The organism is Kitasatospora sp. NPDC001261 (assembly GCF_042896795.1).
Classification (GTDB): Bacteria; Actinomycetota; Actinomycetes; order Streptomycetales; family Streptomycetaceae; genus Kitasatospora.
Map to the genome: position 1 here is coordinate 52,581 of NZ_JBIAXP010000008.1, position 26,243 is coordinate 78,823.

The following is a 26,243-nucleotide window of genomic DNA, read 5'->3' on the forward strand; positions in this document are numbered from 1 at the left end:
TCGTCCACAGCGAAGCCGTCACGAATCGGCGACCACGCCACTACGCTACGTGTCATGACTTCTTCGAAGAAGGCCCCGGGGCGGGGTACTGCGGTGGTGGTCGGCGGCGGACTCGCGGGGCTGGCGGCCGCCTGGGCGCTGCGCGGGATCGCCGAGCGGATCGTCGTGGTGGAGCGCGACCGGTACCCGGCGGGGACGGAGTTCCGGGCCGGGGTGCCGCAGGGCCGGCACGCCCACCTGGTACTGGAGGCCGGGCACCGGCTGCTGGACGAGATGATGCCCGGCATCAAGCAGCAGCTGATGGACGCGGGCGCGCAGCGGGTGGCCGCCTCGGACGTCAGGTGGCTGTGCTCCGCGGGGTGGCTGGCCGAGTACCCGGCGCAGATGGCCTTCCTCTCCTGCACCCGGCCGCTGCTCGACGCGTTCGTGCTGGACCGGGTCCGCGCCCACCCCGCGATCGAGTTCCTGGAGGGGACGGACGTGGTCGGGCTGCTCGGCTCGGCGGCGGCGGTGACCGGGGTGAAGGTCCGCGAGCGCGGCCCGGAGCGCGGCGAGGTCCGGGAGATACCGGCCGAGTTGGTGGTGGACGCGGCCGGGCGCTCGACCTCGGTGCCGAAGTGGCTGGCCGAACTGGGCTGCCCGCCGGTGCCCGAGGAGCGGGTGGACGCGGGCGTCGCGTACGCCTCCCGGATCTTCCACCGCCCGGCCGGGTCCGACCTCGGCGACCAGGCGGTCTACCTCCAGACCAAGGCCCCGGACGCGCAGCGGATGGGCGTCCTGCTGCCGGTCGAGGGCGACCGCTGGATCGTCAGCCTCGCCGGGATGCGCGGCGCCGAACCGGCGGCCGGCCCGGAGGGGTTCGCCGAGCACCTGGGGCAGCTGCGCGACCCCCTCCTGCACGAGGTGCTGCAGGGCGCCGAACCGGCGGGCGAGGTCCGGGGGTTCCTCCCCGGCCCGGGCGTGCGCCGGCACTACGAGCGCGGCGGCCCGGACGGGCTGGTGGTGGTCGGCGACGCCGCGAGCACCTTCAACCCGGTGTACGGGCAGGGCGTCACCGTCGCCCTGTTCTGCGCCCGGGAGCTGCGCCGCTCCGCGAAGCGGCACGGCGGCATCGGGCACGCCGCGGCCCGGGCCGCGCGGCGCGCCGTCGCCGCGGCCTCCGCGGTGCCGTGGATGATCTCCTGCGCCGAGGACGCCCGCTTCCGCGCCACCGCCGGCGCGCCCTCCGGGGCCCTGGTCGGGCTCCAGCACCGGTTCTTCGACAAGGTGCTGGCCGCCAGCACCCGGGACCCGGCGGTCACCGCGGCGTTCCACGAGGTGATGTCGCTGGTGGAGCCGCCGTCGCTGCTGTTCCGGCCGTCGGTGCTCGCGGCGGTCCTGCGGGCCTGAGGGGGCACGGGAACGAGGGGCCGGCGCGGCGCTCCGGGCTTGGGGGCGCGGCGCCGGCGCGGCGCTCCGGAGCGCTACGCCCCGAGGTGCGCGGCGACGTACGGCAGCGCCACCTGTTCCAGGCCGCGCAGGCCGAAGGCGGGGTGGACGTTGACCTCGAAGACCACGCCGCCACTCTCGGCCGCAAGGTCCACCCCGGCCAGGTCGAGCCCCAGGGAGGCGGCCGCCGCGACGGCCGACTCCGCGAGCCCGTCCGGCAGTTCGGCGTAGTCGAGCACGGTGGAGACGGCCCCCCGGCTCTCGTTGCAGGGCGCGTCCGGGTCCGCCTGGACGTGCTCGACCACCCGGACCACGCGCCCGTGCAGCACCACCACCCGGTACTGGTGGCGGCGCCCGTCCGGGAGGATGTTGCGGGCGTCACGGGCGAGCAGCCAGGGCGCCCGCGCGTAGTGCCGCGCGGCGGCGTCGAGCTGGGCGCGGGTCGTGACGTGGAAGACGTCGTCGCCGCCCATCCCGACGCAGGGCCGGGCCCAGACGTCGCCGCCGAGTTCCGCGAAGGCCTCGGCGGCGGCCTCCGGGCTCGGCTCGCGGAGCGCGATGCTGGGCATGTGCGGCACGCCGTCCCGGACGAAACGGGCGACGGTGAGGTCCTTCTCGGTGGCCGCCCGCCACGCCTGGGCGTCGGTGCCGAGCGAGCGGGCGCCGAATCCGCGCAGCCGCCGCTGGAAGTCCTCGAACGCGCGGCGCCGGTGCGGCGGGATCTCGTAGACGATCACCGTCTCGGCGGTCACCGTCCGGCCGCCCGCCTCCAGTCGGAACCCGCCCGCGTCGTCGGCCTCGATCAGGCCGCTGCCGCCGGTCAGGAAGTGCCGGGCGTCCAGCTGTACGGGTTCCCGGCCGGTCAGCGTCCGGGCGGCGGCGGCGAGCACCTGCCGACTGCCTTCGGTCGAGCTGTGATCGGTCAGGAGTACGAGATCGCGTCGGGGCATGCGGACATGCAAGCGAGTGCGGCGTGATCACGACAAGGCGGCCTCGTGCGCCATCGGCCCGGCGGGGTGGCCGAAACCGGGTATCCGCAACCGTGCCGCCCCGCTCCGAGCCGTCCGCTTCGTCGCCCTGTCAATTCGGATGCGCCCGCTCCGCCCACCCGCTAACCTGCCCGACATGTCTACGCCCCGAATTTCCTAGCTCGCGGACCCACTTCCACGCCACCCGTGTGTCCGCAAGCTTTTTCGGAGCGTTATCCCATGATCACCACCCGTGGTGTCGACGTGCGCGTCGGCGCCCGCCTGCTGCTGTCCGACGTCACCCTGCACATCGCCCCCGGCGACCGGATCGGCCTGGTCGGCCGCAACGGCGCCGGCAAGACCACCCTGCTCGCCACCCTGGCCGGGCAGCTCGCGCCCGCCGCCGGCACGGTCACCCGGACCGGGGCCGTCGGCTACCTCCCGCAGGACTCCCGCGCCGCCGACCCGTCGGCCACCGTCACCGACCGCGTCCTGTCCGCCCGCGGCCTGGACGCCGCCGTCCGCGCCGTGCGCGCCGCCGAGGCCGCGATGGCCCGGGCCGGGTCGCCCACCGAGGAGCGCCGGGCGATGGACGCGTACGTCCGGGCCGAGGCCGGGTTCCAGTCCCGGGGCGGCTACGCCGCCGAGGCCGAGGCGGCCCGGATCGCGGCCGGGATCGGCCTGCCCACCCGGGTGATGGACTCCCCCGTCGGCACGCTCTCCGGCGGTCAGCGCCGCCGGGTCGAACTGGCCCGCATCCTGTTCGCCGACCACGGCACCCTGCTGCTGGACGAGCCGACCAACCACCTGGACGCCGACTCCGTCGCCTGGCTGCGCGGCTTCCTCGCCACCCACCGCGGCGGACTGGTCCTGATCAGCCACGACCTCGGACTGCTCGAGGAGACCGTCAACCGGGTCTTCCACCTGGACCCGCAGCGCGCCACGATCGACGTCCACAACACCGGCTGGCAGACCTACCTGGCCCAGCGCGCCGCCGACGAGCGCCGCCGCACCCGGGAGCGCGCCAACGCCGAGCGCAAGGCCGCCGCCCTGCACACCCAGGCCGACCGGATGCGGGCCAACGTCGCCACCGCGACCACCGCCCGCAGCATGGCCCGCCGGGCCGACCGGATGCTCGCCGAGCTCGAACCCGTCCGGCAGGCCGAGCGCACCGCCCGGATCCGGCTGCCCGAGCCCGCCCCGTGCGGCCGGATGCCGCTGGGCGCGATCAGCCTCGCCAAGTCCTACGGCGGCCGGCCGGTGCTGACCGGCCTGGACCTCGCCGTGGACCGCGGCAGCCGGCTGGTCGTGCTCGGCCCGAACGGAGCCGGCAAGACCACCCTGCTGCGCGTCCTGGCCGGCCGGGAGGCCCCGGACACCGGCCGCGTCGTCCCCGGCACCGGCCTGCGGCTCGGCTACTTCGCCCAGGAGCACGACACCCTCGACCCGGCGCTCAGCGTGCGCGACAACCTCGCCGCGGCCGCGCCCGGCCTGACCGACGGCGAACTGCGGCACGTGCTGGGCGCGTTCCTCTTCCGCGGCGACGACGCCGACAAGCCGACCGGGGTACTGTCCGGCGGCGAGAAGACCCGGCTCGCCCTGGCCGCCCTGGTGCACTCCGGCGCCAACGTGCTGCTGCTCGACGAGCCGACCAACAACCTCGACCCGGCCTCCCGCACGGAGGTCCTGGCCGCGGTCGGCGGCTACCCCGGCGCGATCGTGATGGTCACCCACGACCCGGACGCCATCGAGGCGCTCCGGCCGGACCGCGTGCTCCTCCTCCCGGACGGCGACGAGGACCTCTGGCACGACACCTACCTGGACCTGGTCACGCAGTCCTGAGGGTTGGTGCCCGCCCGCCGGGCTTCCTCCCGGCGGGCGGGCGGGCGGGCGGGCCGGCCCGGCCCGGCTACGGCTTGCGCGCCTCGATCAGGAAGCGCGCCAAGTGGGCGACGAACGGCCCGTCGGCGCGGATCCGCCTGTCCAGCTCGCGCAGCCGGTCCCGGTGGGCCTCGACGGTGAACCCCGGGACCATCCAGACCACCTTGCGCAGGAAGTACACCACCGCGCCGATGTCCCGGAACTCGGTCCGCAGCCGCTCGGACCGCAGGTCCACCACCTCCAGCCCGGCCGCCCGCGCCTCGGCACCCTCCACCTCGGGGCGGCGGCCCTCCCGTGCCTCCGGCTGCGGCCCGAGAAAGTACTCGACCAGCTCGAAGACCGACGCCGGGCCGACGTGCTGGGCGAAGTACGTGCCACCGGGGCGCAGCACCCGGGCGATCTCCGTCCACCAGGCCCGCACCGGGTGCCGACTGCTGACCAGGTCGAAGGCCCCGTCGGCGAACGGCAGCGGCGGCTCGTCCGGGTCCGCGACCACCACCGCGCCCAGCGGGTGCAGCAGCCGCGTGGCGCGGGCCAGGTTGGGCGGCCAGGACTCGGTCGCCGCGAGCACGGGCGGCCGCCCGCCCAGCCGTACGGCGCCCGCGAGCACCTCGCCCCCGCCGGTCTGGACGTCCAGCGCCGCCGTCGCCGCCCCCAGCCGCCCGGCCAGCAGCCGCTGGTAACCCCAGGAGGGCCGCTCCTCGGTCGCCCGGCCCTCCAGCCAGGAGAAGTCCCAGCCGTCCACGGACACGGACTCCGCCTCGGCGATCAGCTCTTCGAAGGTACGCATGTCCGCATCATGGCGGCGGGTCCACCGCCCGGCCAGCGGATTCCCTCGACCGAGACGCCGCCGGCTACTGCATCGGCCGCGGCTTCCGAAAATTGATGACGGATCCTCATATTCCTGTGGACGAGGCTCGATTGGCCCCGACAGAACCTTCACGCGATGTTGGGGAAATCTCACCTCGGCGGAGCCCGGAGCTAACGTCGTGGTTACACACCGTCGGTACGCTGGGGGACAACGGTGATCGGCAACGGACCCGAGGGGAGGCGGCGGTGACGGCACGGCGCATCTCGCGCGGCAAGCGGCTCGCCCTTCTCTTCGCCGCGCTCGTCTCGGCCCTGTTCGCCGTCCTCGGGACCGGTGCCCAGGCGTACGCCGCCGAGCCGCTGCCGAAACCCGCGGCAGCTGCCGAGGGGGACCCGACCTGCAAGGCCCACCACGCCGCGGAGTCCCTGACCGGCCGGGCCGCGGTCCGCCACCGCGCGTGCGGCGGCACGGCCGTCCGCACGGCCCTCCTCGCCCCCGTCGGCACCGGCGTCGCGGCCACACCCGCCACGGTGCCCACCGGGCCGGTACCGGAAGCGAACGGGTCGAGACCGGCCGCGCTCGCGCGCCTCCAGGTGTTCCGCTGCTGACAGCTCCCGCGAGCTGACGCTCCCCGCACGCGATCCGGCGCGCGCCCGGTACGGGCACGCGCGGCCCCGCCATGCCCTCGGCCGACGATCCGCGGCCCGGACCGGCGCACCGCTCCGCCGCACCCGCGTCAGCCCGCCGCTGCCCCACGACAGCAGCTCCCCGCCCGGCACCACCCGGGCGGGCAGAAGGAGACCTCTCATGCAGTCCCTCGTGACGCACGCCCGCGTCTTCCCGCACCGGCTCGCCACCAGCGGCCACGACCTCGGCCGGCTCTCGGCCGGGCAGGCCCCCGAAGCCCTGTTCATCACCTGCTCCGACTCCCGCGTGGTTCCGGCCCTGATCACCGGATCCCGCCCCGGGCAGCTGTTCGAGCTGCGCACAGCCGGGAACATCGTCCCCGCCTACGACACCACCGCCCCCAGCGGTGAGGCGGCCACCATCGAGTACGCCGTCGACATCCTCAGGGTCCCCGACATCATCGTCTGCGGGCACTCCCACTGCGGGGCCATCGGTGCCCTCGTCCGGGCCGAGGACCTGGCCCCCGTCCCCGCCGTGCGGACCTGGCTCGAGCACGCCGCTCCGCCCACCCGCCACCTCGCCCCCGTTCCGGCCCACGACCAGGAGGCGGACGTCGCGGGGCCGGTGCAGCGCAACGTGCTCGCCCAGCTCGACCGGCTGCACACCTACCCGGGCGTGACCCGCCGCCTGGCGGAGGGCACCCTGCGCCTGCACGGCTGGTACTACGAGGTGCACACCGGCACCGTCCTGGCCGGCTCGGACCGGGGGTTCCTGCCGCTGTGAACACGCCCTACCGCAACCGCATCCCCGACCGCTCCGGGCTCCGTGGCCGCAACCGGGTTCCCGACGGCTCCGGGTCCCGTGGCCGCAACCGGGTTCCCGACGGCTCCGACCGTTCCGCCGCGTCCGCGCCGCGCGGCCCCTTCGCGCACTGGCGCCAGGACCTGCCCGCCTCGCTGGTCGTCTTCCTGGTGGCCGTCCCGCTCTGCGTGGGCGTCGCCGTCGCCTCCGGCGTGCCGGCCGAACGCGGCCTGATCACCGGCATCGTCGGCGGCCTGGTCGTCGGCCTGCTCCCCGGCAGCAGCCTCCAGGTCAGCGGGCCGGCCGCCGGACTGACCGTTCTCGTCTACGACGCCGTCCAGCAGTTCGGGCTCGCCTCCCTGGGGCCCCTCGTCCTCGCCGCCGGGGTCCTCCAGGTCACGATGGGCCTGCTGCGGATGGGCCGCTGGTTCCGCGCGATCTCCCTGTCGGTCGTCCACGGCATGCTCGCCGGGATCGGCCTCATCCTGATCCTCGGCCAGCTGTACGCCGTCTCGGGCCGGTCCGCGCCGGGCACCGGCCCCGCCAAGGTGGCCGGGCTCCCCGCGCTGCTCGGCGACTGGCTGACCGGCCGGGCCGCGATGACCGCCGTCCTCATGACCGCCGCCACGGTGGCCCTGCTGATCTGCTGGAAGAAGCTGCCCGGCCCCGTCCGCGCGGTGCCCGCCCCACTGGCGGCGGTCGCCCTCGCCGCCGGTGCGACCGCGCTGTTCGACCTGGACGTCCCCAGGGTGGACGTGGACGGCCTGCTCGGCGCCGTCGCCGTCCCGACCGCGGACGGCTTCGGGGCCGTCGCGAGCGCGGCGGGCCTCGGCACCGTGCTCGCGTTCGCCGTCATCGCCTCCGCCGAGAGCCTGTTCAGCGCCGCCGCGGTCGACCAGATGCACGACGGACGCCGCACCGACTACGACCGGGAGCTCACCTCCCAGGGCGTCGGCAACGCCCTGTGCGGGCTGCTCGGCGCGCTGCCGATGACCGCCGTGATCGTCCGCAGCGCCGCCAACGTCCAGGCCGGCGCCCGGACCAGGACCTCCCGCGTCCTGCACGGTGTCTGGCTGCTGCTGTTCGCCGCACTGCTGCCCGCCGTCCTGGGACTGATCCCGCTCGCCGTCCTCGGCGGCGTCCTCATCCACGCCGGCGGCAAGCTGATCCCGCTGCGGCAGGGCGCGGACCAGTGGCGGGCACACCGCGGCGAGGTCGTGGTGCTGACCGCCACCGCCGGCGCGATCGTCGTCACCAACCTCTTCGAGGGCGTGCTGCTCGGGGTGGCCCTCGCCGTCGCCAAGAGCGCCTGGCAGACCTCCCGGTTGCACATCGATCTCACCGACGACGGTGACGGTCGACCGCTGCAGGTCCGGCTGAGCGGCAACGCCACCTTCCTGCGGCTGCCCCGCCTGCTGGACACGCTGGAGTCGCTGCCGACGGACCGCGCGGTCGACCTCGACTGGAGCGAACTGCGCCACCTCGACCACGCCTGCCGCAGCGCCCTGCTCACCTGGGCCGACCAGCACACCGCACGGGGCAGCACCGACGTACGGCTGAAACCGCCACTGGTCATGAGCGCCTGACGATCGGACGGACGGCGGGTGGGCGGGGCGCCCCTTCGGAGCGACCCCGCCCACCCGCCGCGGTGTCCCCGTCGGCGCCGGCCGTGCGTTCCGCTACCGTCCGGGCTCCTCCGCCCCGACCCCGGCGGTGACCTCGGCCAGCTGGTCGAACGTGCGGTTGAGTACCGACCGGCGTTCGTCCTTGTAGCCCGGGGAGGGTTCCAGGTCGTCGACGGTCCGCTCCCAGACGGCCATGAACGCCGTCTTCCAGCCCGTGATCACGTCGGTTTCCGGCAGCTGGTGGACACCGTGGCCGGCCCGCGCCATGACGTGCAGCAGCTCCAGGTTGCACGGCACGGCGACGCCCCAGTACTCGTCCGGTTCGAGCTCGACGGGATCGCCGGCCATCGCCTCGGCGACCTCGGTGACGAGCCGGTCGATGAGGACCGACAGGTGGTCCAGCGCCGTGTCGCTCTCGAAGTTCCCACTGCCCCACGTGCCCACGAGGTCTCCTCTGAAGGGTGCCGCCGTCTGTCCCCGCCATCGAAGCAGGCGGCACTGACACCGCCGGGCGGCCGTCCGGTCGCGGCGACGGCTCAAGCGACGGCTCGGGCTCGGGCGACGGCTCCGGCTCCGGCTCCGGCTCCGGAGACACCGACAGGGCCTTCCGGCGGCCGAGGAGCCGGACCGCTCAACGGGCCCACGCTCCCCCGTCGTTCGACCGTTCACCCCGGCCCGCCACGGATTCGGACACCGCGACGAAGGCCCGCACGAGGGGGCGGTCGTCTCCTCGGCGGGTGGCCAGGAAGACCCGGCTCACGGCGGAGGGCCCGTCGAGTTCGAGGCTCCGGGCGCCCTCGGGGAGCAGCGTGGTGACGCTGTGGGGGGCGATGGTGACACCCAGGCCGGCGGCGACCAGCATGGTGATGGTGTGCCAGTTCGAGCACTCCTGCGCGACCCGGACCTCGTTGCCGGTGTCCCGGATCGGCTGGGTGTTCACGTCGAAGGCGCGGGCCCCCGCCGAGCGCGGGAAGAGGATCAGGGGGTCGGCGGCCAGCGCCGCCGGTTGCACCCGCTCCCCCCGCGCGGCGGGGTGGTCGGCGGGGACGACCGCGACGAACCGTTCCGTCGCCAGGAGGGCGAGGTCGATGTCGTCGCGCTCCTCGGCGTCCCGGACGATCCCGATGTCGGCCGTGCCGCGTTCCAGGGCTGTCAGGACGTCGACGGTGAAGCCGTCGTGCAGCCTGACCTGGACGTCCGGGCGGCGGAGCGAGAAGGCGCGGAGCCGTTCACTGACGATCGCGGTGGCGGAGGTGATGAAGGCGACGTCCAGGCGGCCCGCCTCACCGCGGCCGACCCGGCCGGCCTCGTCCAGATCGGCGGCCAGCCGGCCCAGGATGTCCCTCGCCCGCGGCCGGAACGTCACCCCGGCGTCCGTGAGGCGGACACTCCGGGAGGTCCGCCGGAACAGCTCGACACCGACGATCCTCTCCAACTGCCTGATCTGCTGGGACAGGGCCGGCTGGGCGATGTGCAGCAGCCGCGCGGCACGGCCGAAGTGCAACTCCTCGGCCAGCGCCAGGAAGTACCGCAGGTGCCGGAGCTCGATTCGCTGATCCATATCTCCAGCCTATGGATGGCGGCCGGCGTACGTATTGGACACCTGGGTGGGCGCGGCCGCAGGCTGACGTGGTGCCATCCAGGGAAGGAAGCCGCCCCGTGCCGTACGCCTCAACCCCGCCCGTGGTCTCCTCGATCGCCTCGCCGAGCGACGCCGAGGCGTTCCGCACGCTGAACGAGGAATGGATCGCGCGACTGTTCACCCTGGAGGAGGCGGACCGGGCCGTGCTCGGGGATCCGTTCGGCCGCATCGTCGACCCGGGCGGCGACGTGCTCCTGGCCCGCGAGCCGGACAGCGGAACCGTCGTGGGCTGCGTGGCGCTCCTGGCCCACCCCGACGCCGTGTTCGAGCTGGCGAAGATGGCCGTGGACCCCGACGCGCAGGGGCGTGGCATCGGCCGCCTGCTCGTGGCCGCCGCGATCGACCGGGCCCGCGAACTCGGCGGGACCAGGCTGTTCCTCGGCACCAACAGCAGGCTGGCCCCCGCCGTCCACCTCTACGAGGACGCCGGGTTCGTCAGAATCACCCGCGACCGGCTCCCGGTGGCCGACTACTACGCCCGCGCCGACATACTGATGGAACTGGGCTGAGGCCCGTGCCGCCCGTCCGTACCGCCCGCGCCTGCACCTGCGGTGCGGACGGACGCGTGAACGGAGGAGGTCGGCATGGACGGTGGTCACCACGGTCGTGACGGCGGTGACTCGTGACCCAGCGGTGCCGTCGTCGGCGGCAACGGGCCCTTCGGCAGCGACGGGCCCGTCGGTAGCAGCGGCGGCCGTGGCAGCGGCCCGGCAGCCCACCGGTACGATCACGGCCCGGGGTTCGGGAGCATCGAGGAACGTGACGCGCCCGGTGCGCGCGAAGCACCTCAGGACGGGGGGACGACCGTGGAGTTGCCCGACGGGATTCGTACGGAGATCAGGGCCCTGTGCCAGGAGGGTGATGCGCTGGTCGGACTGGGAGAGTTCGCCGATGCCAAGCAGCGCTACCTCGAAGCCCTTCGGCTGCTGCCGGGCGACCACCGCGCATGGGCGGCCGCGACCTGGATCTACGTCGCGATCGGAGACGTGCACCTCCGACTGGGCGTCCACGACAGGGCCTACAAGTGCTTCCACAACGCGGTCCAGTGCCCCGACGGACTCGGCAATCCGTACGTCCACCTACGGTTGGGCCAGACCGCCTTCGAGCTGGGCGACCACGACCGCGCCGCGGACGAGCTGATCAGGGCCTTCATGGGAGGCGGGCCCGAGATCTTCGAGGAGGACGACCCCAAGTACCTCGGGTTCCTGAGGACTCGGGCCGACCTGAACCGCCCGGGCGCCGTCACGTCCTGACCGCCTGCCACCGGGTGAGCCACCCGGAACCCCATCCCTGACCGCCCGGGGCCGGGCAGGTACCACGACGTCGAGCCCGGTCCGAGCCCCGCTGCGGCCGCTACGCGCCCGGGTCGACGCCGTCGGCAGCTCCTCGGACCTGGGCCGGCCGCCGCCCGATCTCGCCTGGCACCCGGGCCCGGTGGGCCCGGCGTCGACTGGCCCCACCGGCTCACGGTCCGACGCTTCCTGCTGCGCGGTCAGCTCATCAGCACGCTGAACGCCCTCCCGCTACGCATGCTCGGCAGCCCCCGCGCCCAGCGGGTTCAGCAACCACGTGGCGCGGTCCGGGTTCGGCGACCAGGGCTCGGTGGCGACGAGCACGGACGGGCGCCCGTCCAGCCGCCCGGTGCCCGCAGGCACCTCACCGTCACCGGTCTGGACGTCCAGGGTCCCTGCCGCCGTGCCCAGCCGCCCGACTGGCACCACCGGTAGCCCGCCCGGGGCCTCCCAGCCAGGAGAAGTCCCAACCGTCCACGGACACGGCCTCGATCTGGGCCTCGACGACCAGCTGGTCGAAGGCGCACTCGTCCGCATCGGTCCGCATCACCGCGGCGTAGGCGCCGTCCTGCCGGTGGATCGGCCGGCCGTCCAGCGGCCCCCGTTCCCCGCTCCCCGCCTCTCGGCGGTTCCGTGACGGCCCCGAAAAACGGGTACTCACCGCCGGTACGGCCGCGCCATGATGGCGCCGCGGCGGACCGTTGCCGCTCCCGCCGACGCCCCCTGGAGGTCCTGACACCATGAGCCAGTCCGCCCTCGGCCGCTTCTACGACGATTTCGCCGACGACTACCACCTCCTCTACGCCGACTGGAACGCCTCGCTCGCCCGTCAGGGCTCCGCGCTGGACGCCGTGGTCCGCGCGGCTCTCGGCGACGGCCCCGCCGAGGTGCTGGACTGCGCCTGCGGCATCGGCACCCAGGCGATCGGCCTGGCCGCCCTCGGCCACCGCGTCACCGGCACCGACCTGAGCCCGGTCGCCGCCGCCCGCGCCACCGCCGAGGCCGCCGGGCGCGGCCTCCGGCTGCCCACCGCCGCCGCCGACATGCGAGAACTCCCCTTCCCGGACGGCCGGTTCGACGTCGTCGTCTGCGCCGACAACGCGCTGCCCCACCTGCTCACGGCCGAGGACGTCCGCGCCGCGCTCGGTGAGATGCGACGGGTCCTGCGCCCGGGCGGACTGCTCCTGGTCACCACCCGCCCGTACGACGAGCTGCGCCGCACCCGGCCCGCCTCCACTCCGCCGCAGACCGCCGAGCACGGCGGCCGACGGTCGGTCCTCTTCCAGCTCTGGCAGTGGCACGAGGACGGCGAGCGGTACGACCTCGAGCTCTTCCGGCTGCTGCCGGACGAGGCCGACGAGTGGCGGGTCGCAGTCCGCCGCTCCACGTACTGGGCGCTCACCCAGGACGAGCTGAGCGCCTTCGCCGCCGAGGCCGGCCTGGCCGGCATCCGCTGGGAGCAGCCCGCCGACACCGGCTTCTTCCAGCCCGTCCTGATCGCCCGGACGCCCTGACCTGCGCGGACGCAACGGCCTGCCGTGGCAGGGCCCTTTTGCGCCTCCACTTTTGCCGATCCATGTTAATTTTTACTCATGCGAGTAAATCCTGACTCCTCTCCTGACGCCCCCGCCTCCGGCCGGAGCGTCACCACTGATGCCCGACGCGCCCAGATCGTCGCCGCCGCGATCGGGACCGTCGCCGAACTCGGCTACGCCCGGGCCTCGTTCGCGCAGATCGCCAAGCGGGCGAAGCTCTCCAGCGTGCGGCTGATCTCGTACCACTTCCAGGACAAGGAAGACCTCTTCCAGGCCCTCGTCGACTCCGTCCAGGAGTCGGCGCAGGCCTTCATGCAGCCGCGCATCCATGCCAGGTCCGCGCCCGCCGCGCAGCTGGCCGCCTACATCGAGGCGAACCTGGAGTTCCTGGCGGAACACCCGGTCGAGGTACGGGCGCTGGTGGACGTCCTCGCCAACGCCCGCCGGGAGGACGGCAGCCCGCTGGTCAGCTCCGCCGGCTTCGACACCCCCGTCTCGCTGCTGGTCCGACACCTGCGGGACGGACAGCTCAGCGGTGACTTCCGGCCGTTCGACCCCGAGGCGATGGCCCTGGCGATCCGTGCCTCGATCGATGCGGCCGCCAACCGCCTGTCCGCCGGGGACGACTTCGACGTCCGCGCCTACGGGCGCGAGCTGGTCACCCTCTTCGCCCTCGCGACGGGGACCGAGGCCGGGGCCGGGACCGAGGAGACGAAGTGACCCTCCACGCCGCCCCGCGCCGAACCGCCCTCCTCTTACCCCTGCTGATCGATCTCGTCCTTCCTCTCGCCGTCTACTACGGGCTGCGCTCGGCAGGCGCGGACCAGTGGTGGGCCCTGCTGTGGTCCGCCGCCGTACCCGCGGTCACCGTGGTGGTACGGCTGGTCCGAACCCGCCGCGTCGACTTCCTGGCCCTGCTGATCCTCAGCATGATCGCCCTCGGTCTGGTGCTCTCGGTTCTCACCGGGGACGCCCGCACCCTGCTGATCCGCGAGGCCTGGACGGGCATGCTCGGCGGGCTCCTCGGGATCTGGCTGCTGGCCTCCGTCGGCTACGGGCGCCCGGCGCTGATGGTGGTCTTCCGCTCCTTCGTGCAGGCCAAGGCGGGCGAGGACGGGCTGCGTGCCTGGGAGGGACGCTGGGAGCAGGACTCCGCGTTCCGTCACGGCGTCCGGGTGCTCACCGCGGTCTGGGGCGCGGCCAGCCTGCTCAACGCCCTTGCCCAACTGGCCTTCGCGTACCTCCTTCCCATCGACACCGCCCCGGCGGCCATGAACCTGTGCTGGCCGGTGATCGCCGCGCCGCTGCTCGTCTTCCACCTCCGGTACACCAGGCGCCACGGCCTGCGGGCCTGACCGGAACGGGGCCGGGCCGTCCGCGCTTCCTCCACTACCCGCCCAAGGCCACCACCGCCTCCGCGACCCGGCCCGCGCCGTCCTCCTTCGCCAGGGCGCGGGCCGCCTCCTGCGCCCGTTCCCGCAGTCGCCGCTCCTCGACGGCCTGACGGATGGCCTGCGCCAGCCGGTCGGCGGTCAGGTCGGCGAACCGGACGGGAGCGGTGGCGGCACCGAGCCGGCGGAGCCGGTCGGCCCAGAACGGCTGGTCCGCCGTCACCGGGACCGGGACGCTCGGCACACCCGCGCGCAGCGTCGCAGCCGCCGTGCCCGCACCCGCGTGGTGCACGACCGCCGCCATGCGCGGGAAGAGCCGGGCGTGCGGCAGTTCGCCGACCGTCAGCACGTCGTCGCCCTCCCCGGCGATCCCGGCCCAGCCGGCCTGCACCACGCCCCGGACTGCCGCCCGCCGCAGGGCCTCCACCGCCAGGGCGCTCAGCCGCTCGCCCTGCCCCGCCGCCATGCTGCCGAAGCCGATGAACACCGGCGGCGGCCCTGCCCGCAGGAAGTCCTCGACCTCGGCCGGGAAGCCGTAGTCCTCCGCCACGTACGGCCACCAGTTGCCGACCACCCGCAGCCCCTGCCGCCAGTCGGCCGGGCGCGGTACGAGGGTCGGGCTGAAGCCGTGCAGCACCGGCCAGTGCGCCCGCTCCACGGCCCGCCGGCGCGCGGTCTGGGAGAGCGCCGGGAGGCCCAGCCGCGACCGCAGCCGGTGTGCGGCCCCGGCGTGCAGGCGGTCGACGACCCGTTGGCCGAGCGCGCCCGCCGCCCGGTTGCCCCAGCTCCCCAGCGAGCGGCCGCCCCCGACGACCGGCGGGAACTCCCGTGTCGGCAGCGTGGGTTGCAGGTAGACCCCGATGCTGGGGACGCCCATCGCCTCCGCGAGGTGCCAGCCCAGCGGCGCGGTGGTGGTGCTCAGCAGGAGCAGATCGGCTCCGGGCGCGGCGGCGTCCGCGAGCCCGTCACCCAGTTTCCCGATGAACGCCGCGGCCCGCGCGAGCAGTTCGGAGCGCCCACCCGTCGGACCGGTGCCCGCCCCGCGCGGATCGACCGGGAGCGGGCGGAAGTCGAGGCCGCTGCCGGCCACCAGCTCGCGGAAGGTCTCGGGCGCCGCGAGCGCGACCTCGTGCCCCGCACCGCGCAGGTACGCCCCGAGACCGGTGTAGGGGGCGACGTCGCCGTGCGATCCGGCGGCCGTGACGAGGATTCTCATCGGGCCGCCTCCTCGGGGTCGCTCCCGCTGCGCCGCTCGGCGTTGGCGCCGATCGCCGCACGCAGGTAGCCGGCCAACCCCGGGCGCTGCTCGGCCGGCGGGACGACGAGGGCGAAGGCACGGGCGTCCGCCTCGTAGTCGTCGGCGATCCGGCAGTGCATCTCCGGCGGGCAGGGCGTGAACCACCGGGTGATGTGCTGCCGGTGCTGCTCGGCGAGGTCCAGCACCGTCCGGTGGTCGACCGGCAGTGCCCGGTCGAAGGCCTCCAGCAGTCGGCCGCGCCACTCCGCGGCCTCCGCCATCAGCTGCCGCCAGTCCTCCTTGGAGTGGGTGGCGGCGCGGGCCAGGGCCTCCTGGTGGCTGTCCCGCTCGCCCCACTTGAGGTGGGCGTCGGCCGCGTAGCTGAGGTCGAAGACGACGTCCCCGAAGACCTCGAAGCGCTCCTCCGGACTCAGCTCGACCCCGGTGCGCTGGACCTCGATGGCCCGCTCGGCGACGTCGACCAGCTTCTGCAGCCGGGCGATCTGCTCGGTGAGGGCGTGTCGTCTCGCCAGCAGGTGGTCGAGGGCGTTGGCCTGCGGGTCCGCCAGGATGTCGGCGATCTCGTCGAGCGGGAAGCCGAGTTCCCGGTAGAACAGGATCTGCTGGAGCCTGGCGAGGTCCGCGCCGTTGTAGAGCCGGTAGCCGGCCGGGCTTCGCTCACTGGGCGTGAGCAGCCCGGACCGGTCGTAGTAGTGCAGGGTCCGGATCGTGACCCCGGCGAAGCCGGAGACCTGGCCCACCGACCAGCTCATGCGTCCCTCCGATCATCCGTGCGTTCACTGCGCCCCACCGTGCGGCCTGACGTGGGGTAAGGGTCAACACGCGCAGCTCAGGGGCCTGCTCCGGATGCCGGACGGCGTCCTCGGTCAGGTCTCGCGCTGCGGGTGGTAGGCGGTCTCGGGTATGCCGAAGGTCCAGGCGACCCCGGCTCGCGCGGTGCGGGTGCTCGGGGGGACGCGCAGCCAGTAGGTGCGGTGGGTGCCGTCCGGCTCGGGCGTGGAGTTGACCACCTCGACCATCACCACCGGCTCGTCGTCGGGCAGGACGATCCGCCAGAGAACGCCGGTCTCGTCCCGGTGGACGGGCTCGGCGCCGGAGTCGGCCAGGTAGCGCTCGTAGCCGTAGTGCTCCAGCAGGACGCGGCGCAGCTCGGCGTTCTCCTCGGTGCGGATCCGCTCGGCCGTCACCTCGGCCAGGCCGGCCAGGAACTCCGGCGGGACGGGCATGCCGCGCCAGGCGTGCAGGGCGAAGCCGTCGGCGTACTCCAGGGCGGGCCCGTCCGCCCGGTCGAGCCGCCCGGCCTCGTCGCGGTGCAGGCCGGTCGGCCGTTCGCTGAGCAGGGCCACGTCCCGGTACGGCCACCACCAGCCGACCTCCCGGGCCAGCTCGGCCAGTGGTGCGGCGGCGGCGCTCGCCCCGGCGGCCTCGAAGGCGGCGAACCACGGCGCGTCGTGCTGGCCGCGCACGGCGTCCAGCAGGGCGAGCCGGACGGTGGTGCGACGGGCCCGGGCCTCCTCGGCCACGGCGGCGTCGGCCTCCCGGTCGGCCTCGGGGGCGAGCCGGTCGAGCACCGCGTTGCGCAGCCGGTCGGCGAGCGGGGTGGTGACCGGGCCGAGCTCGCCCCCGGTGAGCGCCCAGTGGCCCGCCCACCCGGCGGCGCCGACCTGCTCGACGGCCCGCCGCCTGGCCTCCTCCCAGGGCTTGGTGCGCACGGCCTCGCGCACGCTCTCCGCCCCGGCGGCCCGCAGCTCCAGCGCCGCCCCGGTCGCGGCGAGCGGCGAGCCGAACCACCGGATCGCCGCGGGCTCGGGCAGCCCGGCCGCCCGGTAGGCGGCCCGGACGGCGCGCTCGGCCGCCGCCCGGTCGCCCGCTCCGGTGGCCGCCGCGGCCGCCCGCCAGCGGGCCGTCACCTCGACCGGCCCGGGCAGCTCCCGCGCCTGCGCCCGGTCGCCGTGGACCTCGTCGTGGATCACCGTCTCCATCCCTGCTCCGTTCCCGGCCGGGCTCCCCGCCCGGCCGTCCGTTCCCGTTCCGTGCCGCGGCCACGGCCGCGCTCCGCCCTCGTGTCCGCACCCGCCCGCCGACCCCCGTACGGCGGGCGGAGCGGTCGTCAGTCCGCGACCATCCGCACCGCACCCGGCACGTACTCGCGCTGGCGGACCACCCGGTACCAGCCCTTGGGCAGCGGTATCGCCGCGTGCTCCTCGTGCACCACCCGGCCGCCCTCGGGCAGGTGCAGCCAGCCCGCGCCGAACGGCCCGGTCTCCCGGCGCAGCACGCCGGGGCCGACCACGGCGTGCGCGTGCCCGGTGACCTCGCCGAGCGCGAGCACCATCCGGCCCCGCGCGTCCCGGGGCTGCACGGCCAGCTCCACCACCCTCGGCGGCACCGCGCCCTCCTCTACCGGCACGATCAGCACATCGCCCTGGCGGTACATCAGTCCTCCCTCGCCGTACGGAGGGGCTCCGGCGGACGCCGGAACCCATGGCTCCGCCGCGTCCGCCGCGGTCACTCTCCGGAGCCAGGACCCGAACATAGAGCAAGGGTCTGACAACGCGCCCGGACGGCGACCCGGCCGCCGGATTGTCAGTCCCGGCTGGTAGACAGTTGTTCGGCCCAGACCCCAGAGGAGCAGCGCATGACTGTCAACGACCACATCGAGCGGTTCCACGGCCTTCCCGTCTTCGACTTCGTGGAGGCCTTGGAGGAGGCCGAGGAGAAGGGCGGATCGGGCGCCCTCGAACTGCCGGACGCGGCCTCGGCCGCCTGGCGGGTCAAGCTCGACTACGAGTCCGAGGCGACGTTCGCCGAACGCTGGGAGCAGTTCCTCGGCGCCGTCGACACCGAGCGGGTCACCGCCCTGGTGATCGGCCAGTGGTCCCCGGAGGAGCCGGAGGGCTTCCAGGAGCCGATGGAGGCGATCGTCGCCGCCGCCGGCCGGCTGCCCGCCCTGCGCGCCCTGTTCGTCGGCGACATCACCTTCGAGGAGTGCGAGATCTCCTGGATCCAGCAGTGCGACATCACGCCGCTGCTGACGGCCTTCCCGCGGCTGGCCGAGCTGGTGGTCCGCGGCGCCTCGCAGGACTGGGACGGCAAGGGCGGTCTGGCCCTGAAGCCGCTGCGGCACGAGGCCCTCGAGGCGCTGCGCTTCGAGGCCGGCGGCCTGCCGGGTTCGGTCGTGCGCTCGGTGGCCGGCTGTGACTTCCCCGCCCTGGAGCGGCTGGAGCTCTGGCTGGGCGTGGACAACTACGGCGGCGACGCGACGATGGCCGACGTCGCGCTGTTCCTGGACGGCACCCGCTTTCCCAAGCTGCGCCACCTCGGCCTCCAGAACAGCGAGTTCCAGGACGACATCGCGGCCGCCGTGGCACACGCGCCCGTCGTCGCCCGGCTGGAGTCGCTCAGCCTCTCCATGGGCGTGCTGACCGACCAGGGCGCCACCGCCCTGCTGGAGGGCCAGCCCCTCACCCACCTGAACTCCCTCGACCTGCACCACCACTACCTCACCGAGGAGATGCAGCAGCGCCTGCGCCAGGCCCTGGCCGGTGTCGAGGTCGACCTCTCCGAGCCCGGCAAGCCCGACGACCAGTGGCGCTACGTGGCCGTGGCCGAGTAGTCGTCAACGCCCCGCGCCCGCCTGATCGCCCGACAGCCCGACAGCCCGACAGCCCGCGTACTCGCCCACCCCGACCGACCAGGATCCGATATGTCCATCTCCCGCCACATCGAACGCTTCCACGAGCTGCCGATCCACGAGTTCGCCCCCGACGACACCCGGCCGCGGCCCGCCGCCGACAGCGTCGCCTGGCGGCTCGCCCTCGCGTACCGCTCCGAGCAGGACTTCGCCCAGCTCTGGCAGTCCTTCCTCCAGGACGTCGATCCGGCGAGCGTCCGTGCCCTGGTGATCGGTCCCTGGTGGAACGGGGCCGAGGGCTACGGCTCCGTCGGCCCGGTGATCGAGGCCCTCACGGCCGAGGCCGGGCGCCTGCCCGCCCTGGAGGCGCTGTTCCTCGCCGAGGTGACCTACGACGAGTGCGAGGTCTCCTGGCTGGTGATGGACGATGTCACCCCGCTGCTGGCCGCCTTCCCCGCGCTGAAGTCGCTGGCCGTGCGCGGCGGTACGGACCTCGGCCTGGATCCGGTCCGTCATGACGCCCTGACCAGCCTGCGCTTCGAGTCCGGCGGCCTGCCGGCCACCGTGGTGCGCGCGGTGGCCGCCTCCGAGCTGCCCGCACTGGAGCGTCTGGACCTCTGGCTCGGCGTGGACGAGTACGGCGGTGACGCCACGATGGACGACCTGGCGCCGTTCCTGGACGGCTCCCGGCTGCCGGAGCTGCGCCACCTCGGGCTGTCCAACAGCGAGTTCCAGGACGAGATCGCCGCCGCCCTCGCCCACGCCCCGATAGTCGCCCGGTTGGAGTCGCTCGACCTCTCCATGGGCGTGCTGACGGACGAGGGCGCCACCGCCCTGCTGGAGGGCCAGCCCCTCACCCACCTGAACTCCCTCGACCTGCACCACCACTACCTGAGCGACGCGATGCAGGAGCGTCTGTCCGAGGCCCTGCCCGGGGTCGGGGTCGACCTCGACGAGGCCGAGGGTGACGACCCGGACGACGAGGACGACCGCTACGTCTCGGTCTCCGAGTAGGCGGGCGGCGGAGGCGATGACCGTGCGACTGACCGTCCTGGGCAACCCGGGGCACCGACGGGTGACGCTGTTCGCGGCCGCCGCCCGGGCCGCCGGGCTGCCCGAGCCCGCCGTCCTGCCCTGGCTGGACGTGCTGCGCGGCCGGTACCGGCTGCCCGAGGGCGGTCTGCTGCGCATCGAGTCGCCCGGCGAGGAGCCGGAGGTCGACCGGCTGCTGCGCGGCCAGGCGCTCGGCCCCGGCTACGCCCCGACCAGGGTCGAGGGCACGGCCGTCTGGTACGCGGGGGTCATGGCCGCGCTGCGCGGGCTGGCCGCCCGGCCCGGCGTACGGCTGCTCGGCGATCCGGAGGAGGTCGCCGTGATGTTCGACAAGCGCCGTACCCACGCGCTGCTCGCCGGGGCCGGGGTGCCGGTGCCCAGGGCGCTCGGCGGCGAGGTCACCGGCTGGGAGCACCTGCGCGGGCGCCTCGCCGAGGCCGGCCTGCACCGGGTCTTCGTCAAGCCGGCGCACGGCTCCTCCGCCTCCGGGGTGATGGCCCTGGAGTTCGGACCGCGCGGGCAGCTGCAGGCCACCACCTCGGTGGAGCTGGCCGACGGCCGGCTCCACAACTCGCTGCGGGTGCGCCGCTACCGCGGCGAGCGGGAGGTCGCCGCGATCGTCGACGGCCTGGCACCGGACGGGCTGCACGTCGAGCAGTGGATCCCGAAGGCCTCGCAGTCCGGGCGCTCGGCGGACCTGCGGGTCGTGGTGGTCTCCGGCCGCGCCACCCACGCCGTGGTGCGCACCAGCGGCCAGCCGATGACCAACCTGCACCTCGGCGGCGCCCGCGGCAGCCTCGACCAGGCCCGGGAGGCCGCCGGGCCGGCCTGGCCGGCCCTGCTGGAGACGGCCGAGCGCGCGGCGGCCTGCTTCCCCGGCTCACCGATGGTCGGCGTCGACGTGCTGCCCACGACCGGCTGGCGGCGCGCCCTGGTCGGCGAGGTGAACGCCTTCGGCGACCTGCTCCCCAACCTCACCGGCCTGCCCGGCGGCCCCGCCGAGGGCCTCGACACCTACGGCGCCCAACTGGCCGCGCTGACCGCCCCCTCCCCGTCGTCGCCCGCGGCGACGGACCACCAGATCACGGAACCCGCTCGATGAACCACCCGACCACCCTCCCGTCCCCCGACATGAACGCCGTCGTGGGCAGCCACGACCTGCTGCTCGTCACCCTCGACACGCTCCGCCTCGACGTCGCCGAGGAGCTGGCCGCCGCCGGCCGCATCCCGAACCTCGCCGCCGTCCTCCCCGGCGGCCGCTGGGAGCACCGGCACGCGCCCGGCAGCTTCACCTACGCCTCCCACCAGGCGATCCTGGCCGGCTTCCTGCCGACGCCCGCCTCCCCGGACGGCCCGCACCCGCGCCTGTTCGCGGCCCGCTTCGCCGGTTCCGAGAGCACCGCCCCGCGCACCTGGGTCTTCGACGCCCCCGACCTGCCGACGGCCCTGGCCGCGGCCGGGTACCGCACGGTGTGCATCGGCGGTGTCGGGTTCTTCAACAAGCAGGGCCCGCTGGGCTCGGTGCTGCCGGGCCTCTTCCAGGAGAGCCACTGGGCGCCCGGGTTGGGCGTGGCCTCGCCGACGTCCTTCGAGGAGCAGGTCGCCCGGGCCGAGCGGGTCGCCGCCGAACAGTCCGCCGACCAGCCGCTGTTCCTCTTCCTGAACGTCTCGGCGCTGCACCAGCCGAACTGGTTCCACCTGCCCGGAGCCACCCGCGAGCACGGGGACTCCCGGGCCACCCACGCCGCGGCCCTGGAGTACGTGGACGCGCACATCGGCCGGCTGTTCGCCGCGATGAGCGCCCGCCGCCCCTGCTTCGCGATCGTCTGCTCCGACCACGGCACCGCCTACGGCGAGGACGGCTACACCGGCCACCGGATCGGCCACGAGGTGGTCTGGTCGGTCCCGTACGCGCACTTCACCCTCCCCGCCCGAGCGGCGGGCAGCGCCACGACCTCCGAGGAGCGCGCATGACCACCGCACCCCCTCGCCCGGACTCGCCGTACCAGTCGTACGTCTACGCGTACCCGCACAAGACGGCCTACCGCCCGCTGCCCGAGCGCCCGCCGCTGCGCGAGCTGTGGGCCGGCGAGGCGCAGCACGCGCTCTCGCTCTACCTGCACATCCCGTTCTGCGAGGTCCGCTGCGGCTTCTGCAACCTGTTCACCCGGATCGGCAGCCCCGAGGGCCTGACCACGGCCTACCTGGACGCCCTGGAGCGCCAGGCCACGGCGGTGCGCGCGGCGCTGGACGGGGGCGCCCGGTTCGCGCTGGCCGCGTTCGGCGGCGGCACGCCCACCTATCTGACGGCCGGTGAGCTGGAGCGGCTGTGCGACATCGCCGAGCGGCGGATGGGCGCCGACCTGCGGGCGATACCCCTCTCGGTGGAGGCCTCGCCCGCCACCGCGACCGCCGACCGGCTGGAGGTGCTGGCCGCCCGGGGCACCACCCGGCTGAGCCTGGGCGTGCAGTCCTTCGACGACGCCGAGGCGCGCTCCGCCGTCCGCCCGCAGAAGCGGTCCGAGGTGGAGGCCGCCCTCGGCCGGATCCGCGCGGCCGGGTTCCCGGTGCTCAACATCGACCTCATCTACGGCATCGAGGGCCAGACCGAGGCGAGCTGGCTCCGCTCGTTGGACACCGCGCTCGCCTGGCAGCCCGAGGAGCTGTACCTCTACCCGCTGTACGTCCGCCCGCTGACCGGCCTGGCCCGGCGCGGCGAGCAGGAGAGCCGGGCCGCCTGGGACGCGCGCCGGCTCGCGCTCTACCGGGCCGGCCGCGACCACCTGCTCGCCCACGGCTACCAGCAGGTGTCGATGCGGATGTTCCGTCGCGCCGCCTCCCCGCAGGCCGGCGCGGGCGAGTACGCCTGCCAGACCGACGGCATGGTCGGCCTGGGCTGCGGCGCCCGCTCCTACACCTCCCAGCTGCACTACTCCTTCGACTACGCGGTGAACGCCACCGAGGTGCGCGGCATCATCGACGACTACGTCGCCACCGAGGACTTCCACCGTGCCGAGGTGGGCCACCGGATGGGCGGCGCGGAGCCGCGCCGGCGGCACCTGGTGCAGTCGCTGCTCCAGGCCGAGGGTCTGCCGTTGGCGGACTACCGCGCCCGGTTCGGCGGTTCACCGGCCGAGGACTTCCCGGCGGAGCTGGCCGAGTTCGCGGAGCGCGGGTGGCTCGACGACGGCGACGCGGAGTTCCTGCGGCTCAGCCCGGAGGGGCTGGCGCACTCGGACGCCGCCGGGCCGATGCTGTTCTCGCCCGAGGTCCGGGCCCTGATGGCGGCGTACGAGGCGAAATGACCTTCCTCGGCATGCCCTCCGCCTCACCGCTGCCGGAGGACGGGGCGCGGAGCCTCACCCTGCTCTACCGCGGCCCGCTCGCCTCCTGCGACTACGACTGCCCGTACTGCCCGTTCGCCAAGCGGCGCGACAGCCCGGAGCAACTGCGGTCCGACCGGGCCGCGTTGGAGCGTTTCACCGGCTGGGCCGCCGGGCGCGCGGGCACCGGCGACACCCTGTCGCTGCTGTTCACCCCCTGGGGCGAGGGGCTGGTGCGGTCCTGGTACCGCCGCGCGCTGGTCGAGCTGAGCCGCCTGCCGCACGTCCGCCGGGTCGCGATCCAGACTAACCTCAGCTGCCGCACGGGCTGGCTCACCGAGGCGGACCTCGACACCCTCGCCCTCTGGGTCACCTTCCATCCCGGCCAGGTCACCCGCGAGCGCTTCCTCGCCAAGTGCCAGGAGTTGGACGCACTCGGCGTGCGCTACAGCGTCGGCGTCGTCGGCCAACCCGAACACCTCGCCGAGGCCCGCCGGCTGCGCGCCGAGCTCCCCGAGGGCGTCTACCTGTGGGTCAACGCCGCCGAGGGCCTCGGCTACACCGACGCCGAGGCCGCCCAATGGGCCGCCGTCGACCCGCACTTCGGCTACAGCCGGCACGCCCACCCCAGCGCCGGGCTGCCGTGCCGCACCGGGGAGTCCGTGCTGTCGGTGGACGGCGACGGCACCGTGCGCCGCTGCCACTTCGTCCGGGACGTCCTCGGCAACCTCTACGACGGCAGCTACCGCGCGCAACTGCTGCCGCGAGCCTGCCCGTTGCCGGTCTGCGACTGCCACATCGGCTACGTCCACCTGGAGACGCTGCCGCTGTACGAGCTGTTCGGCGCGGGTGTGCTGGAGCGCGTGCCGCACGGCTGGTCCGGGGGCCGGTCATAAATCGGTTGCCAGTCGGCCACTCTGTGTGAAAGCGTACGAACAACCGCGCAGGACCAGCTGGTTCGGAAGGGAGGCCCTCAGATGATCAGTGGCATACGACTCGCCGTCGTGCCGGGCCTCGTGCTCGGTGACACCCCGGCTCGCGCTTCGACGCGCGAGCCGCACCCGGCCTGACGCCCGCGCCCGCCGTCCCGGCGGCGCCACGGCCCGACGCGCCTGCTGCTCGCCTCCTCGTCGAAGTGCTCTTCGTGCCCCTTGCACGTTCGACCTCGAGGAACCCCTGGTGTCCGACACCCACCGGCCAAGCATCGTCACCCTGCCCACCACCTCCGTCCTGCCCGCACCCTGGCACAGCGAGAACGGCACGCCCCCGCCGCGCCGCCTGATCGCCGCCGACGACACCCTGCGCGCCGAGGCCGCCTACCGGTCGGCCTGCGAGGGGACCGCCCTGCTCTGGCAGGGCGACTACCCCGGCGCGCTCCGCCTCCTGCACGCCATGCGCCGCCGCGCCGAGCGGCGCCGGCCCCGATCCGCCCCCGGCTCCTCGGCCGAGGCCTTCCGGCAGCACCGCCGGGAGCGCGCCCGCCTCGCGCGCGTCCTGGGCATGCTGCTGGTACCGCTCGGCGCGGATCACCGCGTCCGGCTCCACCGGGCGCCCGACGTCCGCGAGGCCTGCCGGGCGGCCTACGGACCGCTCCTTGACAACAGAATCGTGTCCCTGCGCGAGCTCCTGGGTGTGATCGGCGCCCACCAGTGGCGCGCCAGAGGCGTCGAGGTCCCGGCCCTCGGCGCCCGCATCCACCCGCACTACGGGGTCTTCTCACCCGTCCGCGGCGAGTACGTCGACCTCGTCGCCCGGGCGCCGCTGCCGCCGGCCGCCCATGACCACCCCACCGCCTACGACCTCGGCACCGGCACGGGTGTGCTCGCCGCGCTCCTCGCCCGGCGCGGCCTGCACGAGGTCCTGGTCACCGACGCCAACCCGCGCGCCCTCGCCTGCGCCCGCGACAACGCCCACCGGCTCGGTCTCGCCGACCGCATCGAGACCGCCGGCACCGGCCTCTACCCTCCCGGCCGCGGCCGGGTCGCCCTGGTCGTCTGCAATCCCCCGTGGCTGCCCGGTCGGCCGGGCTCCGCGCTCGACGAGGGCGTCTACGACCCGGGCAGCCGCATGCTCCGCGGCTTCCTCGACGGCCTGGCCGACCGTCTGCTGCCCGGCGGCGAGGGCTGGCTCGTCCTCTCCGACCTCGCCGAGCACCTCGGCCTGCGCTCCCGCGCCGATCTGCTCGGTGCCGTCTCCGGAGCCGGGCTGCGCGTCACCGGGCGCCTCGACACCGTCCCCCGCCACCCGAGGGCCACCACCCCCGACCGGGCCGACCCCCTCCTCCACACCGCCCGCGCCGCGGAGGTCACCTCGCTCTGGAGGCTGGTCCCCGCATGACTCCCGGCGACCTGCCGCACACAGCCCGAAGCAGCCCTGCGCCCACCGGGCGACCCGGCCCGCACGTCCCTAGCCTGGTGACAGAGAGGAGGCGAAACACCATGCTTGGAGACGCTCCGCTGCAAGCAGTCATCCCCGCCACCGATCTCGCCCGCGCCAAGGCCTTCTACACCGACACCCTCGGCCTCAAACTCGCCGAGGAAGGTGAGGAGGAGTTCGTCTGCGACTGTGGCGGCACCCAGTTCACCGTCTACCGCACTCCCAGCGGTGGACAGGCCGCCCACACCCTCGCCAGTTTCAAGGTCGCCGACCTCGACGGCGAGATGGCCGGCCTCCGCGACCGCGGCATCACCTTCGAGGAGTACGACTTCCCCGGTCTGCAGACCGTCAACGGGGTCGCCGAGGGCGAGGGCATGCGCGCGGCCTGGTTCAAGGACAGCGAAGGCAACATCGTCTGCGTGTCCCAGCGGGTCGGCCAGTAGCCGTCCCGCACCCGGCCCACCCGTCAAGCGCTGCACCGCACCCGTCGGACACGGCGCTGCTGCCCGGCCCGCTCGTACGGAACAGGCCGGGCAGCAGCGGCAGGTGCCGGGTGGCCATCCTTGGCTGGACCCGCCCGAACACGAAGAACGGCCAG

At 74.6% G+C, this 26,243-nt stretch carries 26 protein-coding genes; 18 read left to right on the forward strand and 8 right to left on the reverse strand.

Annotated elements, in window-relative coordinates; translation table 11 throughout:
• The first annotated feature begins 54 nt into the window (after positions 1-54).
• Complete coding sequence (locus ACFY4B_RS12945) at positions 55-1,389, forward strand: NAD(P)/FAD-dependent oxidoreductase (protein ID WP_387967730.1); 1,335 nt, start codon at positions 55-57, stop codon at positions 1,387-1,389.
• Between the two features lie 74 nt (positions 1,390-1,463).
• Here ACFY4B_RS12945 and ACFY4B_RS12950 read toward each other — a convergent pair whose 3' ends face one another.
• Positions 1,464-2,378, reverse strand: coding sequence for a RimK family alpha-L-glutamate ligase (locus tag ACFY4B_RS12950; protein ID WP_387967732.1), 915 nt, complete (start codon positions 2,376-2,378; stop codon positions 1,464-1,466).
• A gap of 258 nt (positions 2,379-2,636) precedes the next feature.
• Here ACFY4B_RS12950 and ACFY4B_RS12955 point away from each other — a divergent pair, with 258 nt between their 5' ends.
• Complete coding sequence (locus ACFY4B_RS12955) at positions 2,637-4,238, forward strand: ABC-F family ATP-binding cassette domain-containing protein (protein ID WP_387967734.1); 1,602 nt, start codon at positions 2,637-2,639, stop codon at positions 4,236-4,238.
• 67 nt (positions 4,239-4,305) lie between these two features.
• Here ACFY4B_RS12955 and ACFY4B_RS12960 read toward each other — a convergent pair whose 3' ends face one another.
• Positions 4,306-5,067: a class I SAM-dependent methyltransferase gene (locus ACFY4B_RS12960; protein WP_387967737.1), complete on the reverse strand. Its 762-nt coding sequence runs from the start codon at positions 5,065-5,067 to the stop codon at positions 4,306-4,308.
• Positions 5,068-5,333: 266 nt separating this feature from the next.
• Between ACFY4B_RS12960 and ACFY4B_RS12965 the strand changes: the two genes are divergently transcribed.
• The 3 genes from ACFY4B_RS12965 to ACFY4B_RS12975 all read left to right on the forward strand — a co-directional run bounded on the left by ACFY4B_RS12965 (position 5,334) and on the right by ACFY4B_RS12975 (position 8,102).
• Positions 5,334-5,696 (forward strand): hypothetical protein, encoded by a 363-nt coding sequence (locus tag ACFY4B_RS12965; RefSeq protein ID WP_074004824.1) that lies wholly within the window; start codon positions 5,334-5,336, stop codon positions 5,694-5,696.
• Between the two features lie 199 nt (positions 5,697-5,895).
• Entirely contained in the window at positions 5,896-6,498 is a 603-nt protein-coding gene (locus ACFY4B_RS12970; protein WP_049653421.1) for a carbonic anhydrase, read from the forward strand.
• Positions 6,499-6,659: 161 nt separating this feature from the next.
• Positions 6,660-8,102, forward strand: coding sequence for a SulP family inorganic anion transporter (locus tag ACFY4B_RS12975; RefSeq protein WP_387967987.1), 1,443 nt, complete (start codon positions 6,660-6,662; stop codon positions 8,100-8,102).
• Between the two features lie 93 nt (positions 8,103-8,195).
• On the opposite strand, the gene ACFY4B_RS12980 is transcribed toward ACFY4B_RS12975, so the two are convergent.
• Positions 8,196-8,585, reverse strand: a complete 390-nt coding sequence (locus ACFY4B_RS12980) for a DUF4259 domain-containing protein (RefSeq protein ID WP_375873819.1) — start codon at positions 8,583-8,585, stop codon at positions 8,196-8,198.
• Between the two features lie 187 nt (positions 8,586-8,772).
• On the reverse strand, positions 8,773-9,702 hold the full coding sequence (locus tag ACFY4B_RS12985; protein WP_375873818.1) for a LysR family transcriptional regulator: 930 nt from the start codon (positions 9,700-9,702) through the stop codon (positions 8,773-8,775).
• 98 nt (positions 9,703-9,800) lie between these two features.
• Between ACFY4B_RS12985 and ACFY4B_RS12990 the strand changes: the two genes are divergently transcribed.
• The 5 genes from ACFY4B_RS12990 (at position 9,801) to ACFY4B_RS13010 (ending at position 13,965) form a co-directional block, all read left to right on the forward strand.
• The gene (locus tag ACFY4B_RS12990) at positions 9,801-10,292 is read left to right on the forward strand and encodes a GNAT family N-acetyltransferase (protein ID WP_074004827.1); all 492 of its coding nucleotides are present in this window, start codon (positions 9,801-9,803) and stop codon (positions 10,290-10,292) included.
• Between the two features lie 297 nt (positions 10,293-10,589).
• Positions 10,590-11,036 (forward strand): tetratricopeptide repeat protein, encoded by a 447-nt coding sequence (locus ACFY4B_RS12995; protein ID WP_375873817.1) that lies wholly within the window; start codon positions 10,590-10,592, stop codon positions 11,034-11,036.
• Positions 11,037-11,815: 779 nt separating this feature from the next.
• On the forward strand, positions 11,816-12,589 hold the full coding sequence (locus ACFY4B_RS13000; RefSeq protein ID WP_387967740.1) for a methyltransferase domain-containing protein: 774 nt from the start codon (positions 11,816-11,818) through the stop codon (positions 12,587-12,589).
• A gap of 78 nt (positions 12,590-12,667) precedes the next feature.
• A complete protein-coding gene (locus ACFY4B_RS13005; protein ID WP_387967743.1) occupies positions 12,668-13,330 on the forward strand; it encodes a TetR/AcrR family transcriptional regulator in 663 nt (220 codons plus the stop codon).
• Entirely contained in the window at positions 13,327-13,965 is a 639-nt protein-coding gene (locus ACFY4B_RS13010) for a VC0807 family protein (RefSeq protein ID WP_387967745.1), read from the forward strand. The genes ACFY4B_RS13005 and ACFY4B_RS13010 overlap by 4 nt, the downstream gene beginning before the upstream one ends.
• 34 nt (positions 13,966-13,999) lie before the next feature.
• On the opposite strand, the gene ACFY4B_RS13015 is transcribed toward ACFY4B_RS13010, so the two are convergent.
• The 4 genes from ACFY4B_RS13015 to ACFY4B_RS13030 form a co-directional block, all read right to left on the reverse strand.
• Complete coding sequence (locus ACFY4B_RS13015) at positions 14,000-15,217, reverse strand: glycosyltransferase (protein WP_375873814.1); 1,218 nt, start codon at positions 15,215-15,217, stop codon at positions 14,000-14,002.
• The gene (locus ACFY4B_RS13020; protein ID WP_375873813.1) at positions 15,214-16,011 is read right to left on the reverse strand and encodes a MerR family transcriptional regulator; all 798 of its coding nucleotides are present in this window, start codon (positions 16,009-16,011) and stop codon (positions 15,214-15,216) included. Before ACFY4B_RS13020 ends, ACFY4B_RS13015 begins: the two co-directional genes overlap by 4 nt.
• Positions 16,012-16,125: 114 nt before the next feature.
• The gene (locus ACFY4B_RS13025) at positions 16,126-17,241 is read right to left on the reverse strand and encodes a DUF6745 domain-containing protein (protein WP_259317017.1); all 1,116 of its coding nucleotides are present in this window, start codon (positions 17,239-17,241) and stop codon (positions 16,126-16,128) included.
• Positions 17,242-17,369: 128 nt separating this feature from the next.
• Positions 17,370-17,696: a hypothetical protein gene (locus ACFY4B_RS13030; RefSeq protein WP_074004833.1), complete on the reverse strand. Its 327-nt coding sequence runs from the start codon at positions 17,694-17,696 to the stop codon at positions 17,370-17,372.
• Between the two features lie 201 nt (positions 17,697-17,897).
• Here ACFY4B_RS13030 and ACFY4B_RS13035 point away from each other — a divergent pair, with 201 nt between their 5' ends.
• The 8 genes from ACFY4B_RS13035 (at position 17,898) to ACFY4B_RS13070 (ending at position 26,088) form a co-directional block, all read left to right on the forward strand.
• Positions 17,898-18,875, forward strand: a complete 978-nt coding sequence (locus ACFY4B_RS13035; RefSeq protein ID WP_375873811.1) for an STM4015 family protein — start codon at positions 17,898-17,900, stop codon at positions 18,873-18,875.
• Positions 18,876-18,965: 90 nt separating this feature from the next.
• The gene (locus ACFY4B_RS13040; protein WP_375873810.1) at positions 18,966-19,907 is read left to right on the forward strand and encodes an STM4015 family protein; all 942 of its coding nucleotides are present in this window, start codon (positions 18,966-18,968) and stop codon (positions 19,905-19,907) included.
• Between the two features lie 16 nt (positions 19,908-19,923).
• Positions 19,924-21,048, forward strand: a complete 1,125-nt coding sequence (locus ACFY4B_RS13045; RefSeq protein ID WP_375873809.1) for an STM4014 family protein — start codon at positions 19,924-19,926, stop codon at positions 21,046-21,048.
• A gap of 29 nt (positions 21,049-21,077) precedes the next feature.
• Positions 21,078-21,920 carry an STM4013/SEN3800 family hydrolase gene (locus ACFY4B_RS13050; protein ID WP_375873868.1) on the forward strand — a complete coding sequence of 281 codons (843 nt, stop codon included), beginning with the start codon at positions 21,078-21,080 and terminating at the stop codon, positions 21,918-21,920.
• On the forward strand, positions 21,917-23,251 hold the full coding sequence (locus ACFY4B_RS13055; protein ID WP_375873808.1) for an STM4012 family radical SAM protein: 1,335 nt from the start codon (positions 21,917-21,919) through the stop codon (positions 23,249-23,251). The genes ACFY4B_RS13050 and ACFY4B_RS13055 overlap by 4 nt, the downstream gene beginning before the upstream one ends.
• An 11-nt stretch (positions 23,252-23,262) precedes the next feature.
• A complete protein-coding gene (locus tag ACFY4B_RS13060; protein WP_387967750.1) occupies positions 23,263-24,165 on the forward strand; it encodes an STM4011 family radical SAM protein in 903 nt (300 codons plus the stop codon).
• A 283-nt stretch (positions 24,166-24,448) separates the two neighbouring features.
• Positions 24,449-25,606 carry a methyltransferase gene (locus ACFY4B_RS13065; RefSeq protein ID WP_387967752.1) on the forward strand — a complete coding sequence of 386 codons (1,158 nt, stop codon included), beginning with the start codon at positions 24,449-24,451 and terminating at the stop codon, positions 25,604-25,606.
• Positions 25,607-25,707: 101 nt separating this feature from the next.
• On the forward strand, positions 25,708-26,088 hold the full coding sequence (locus ACFY4B_RS13070) for a VOC family protein (protein WP_049652838.1): 381 nt from the start codon (positions 25,708-25,710) through the stop codon (positions 26,086-26,088).
• The last annotated feature ends 155 nt before the right edge of the window (positions 26,089-26,243 follow it).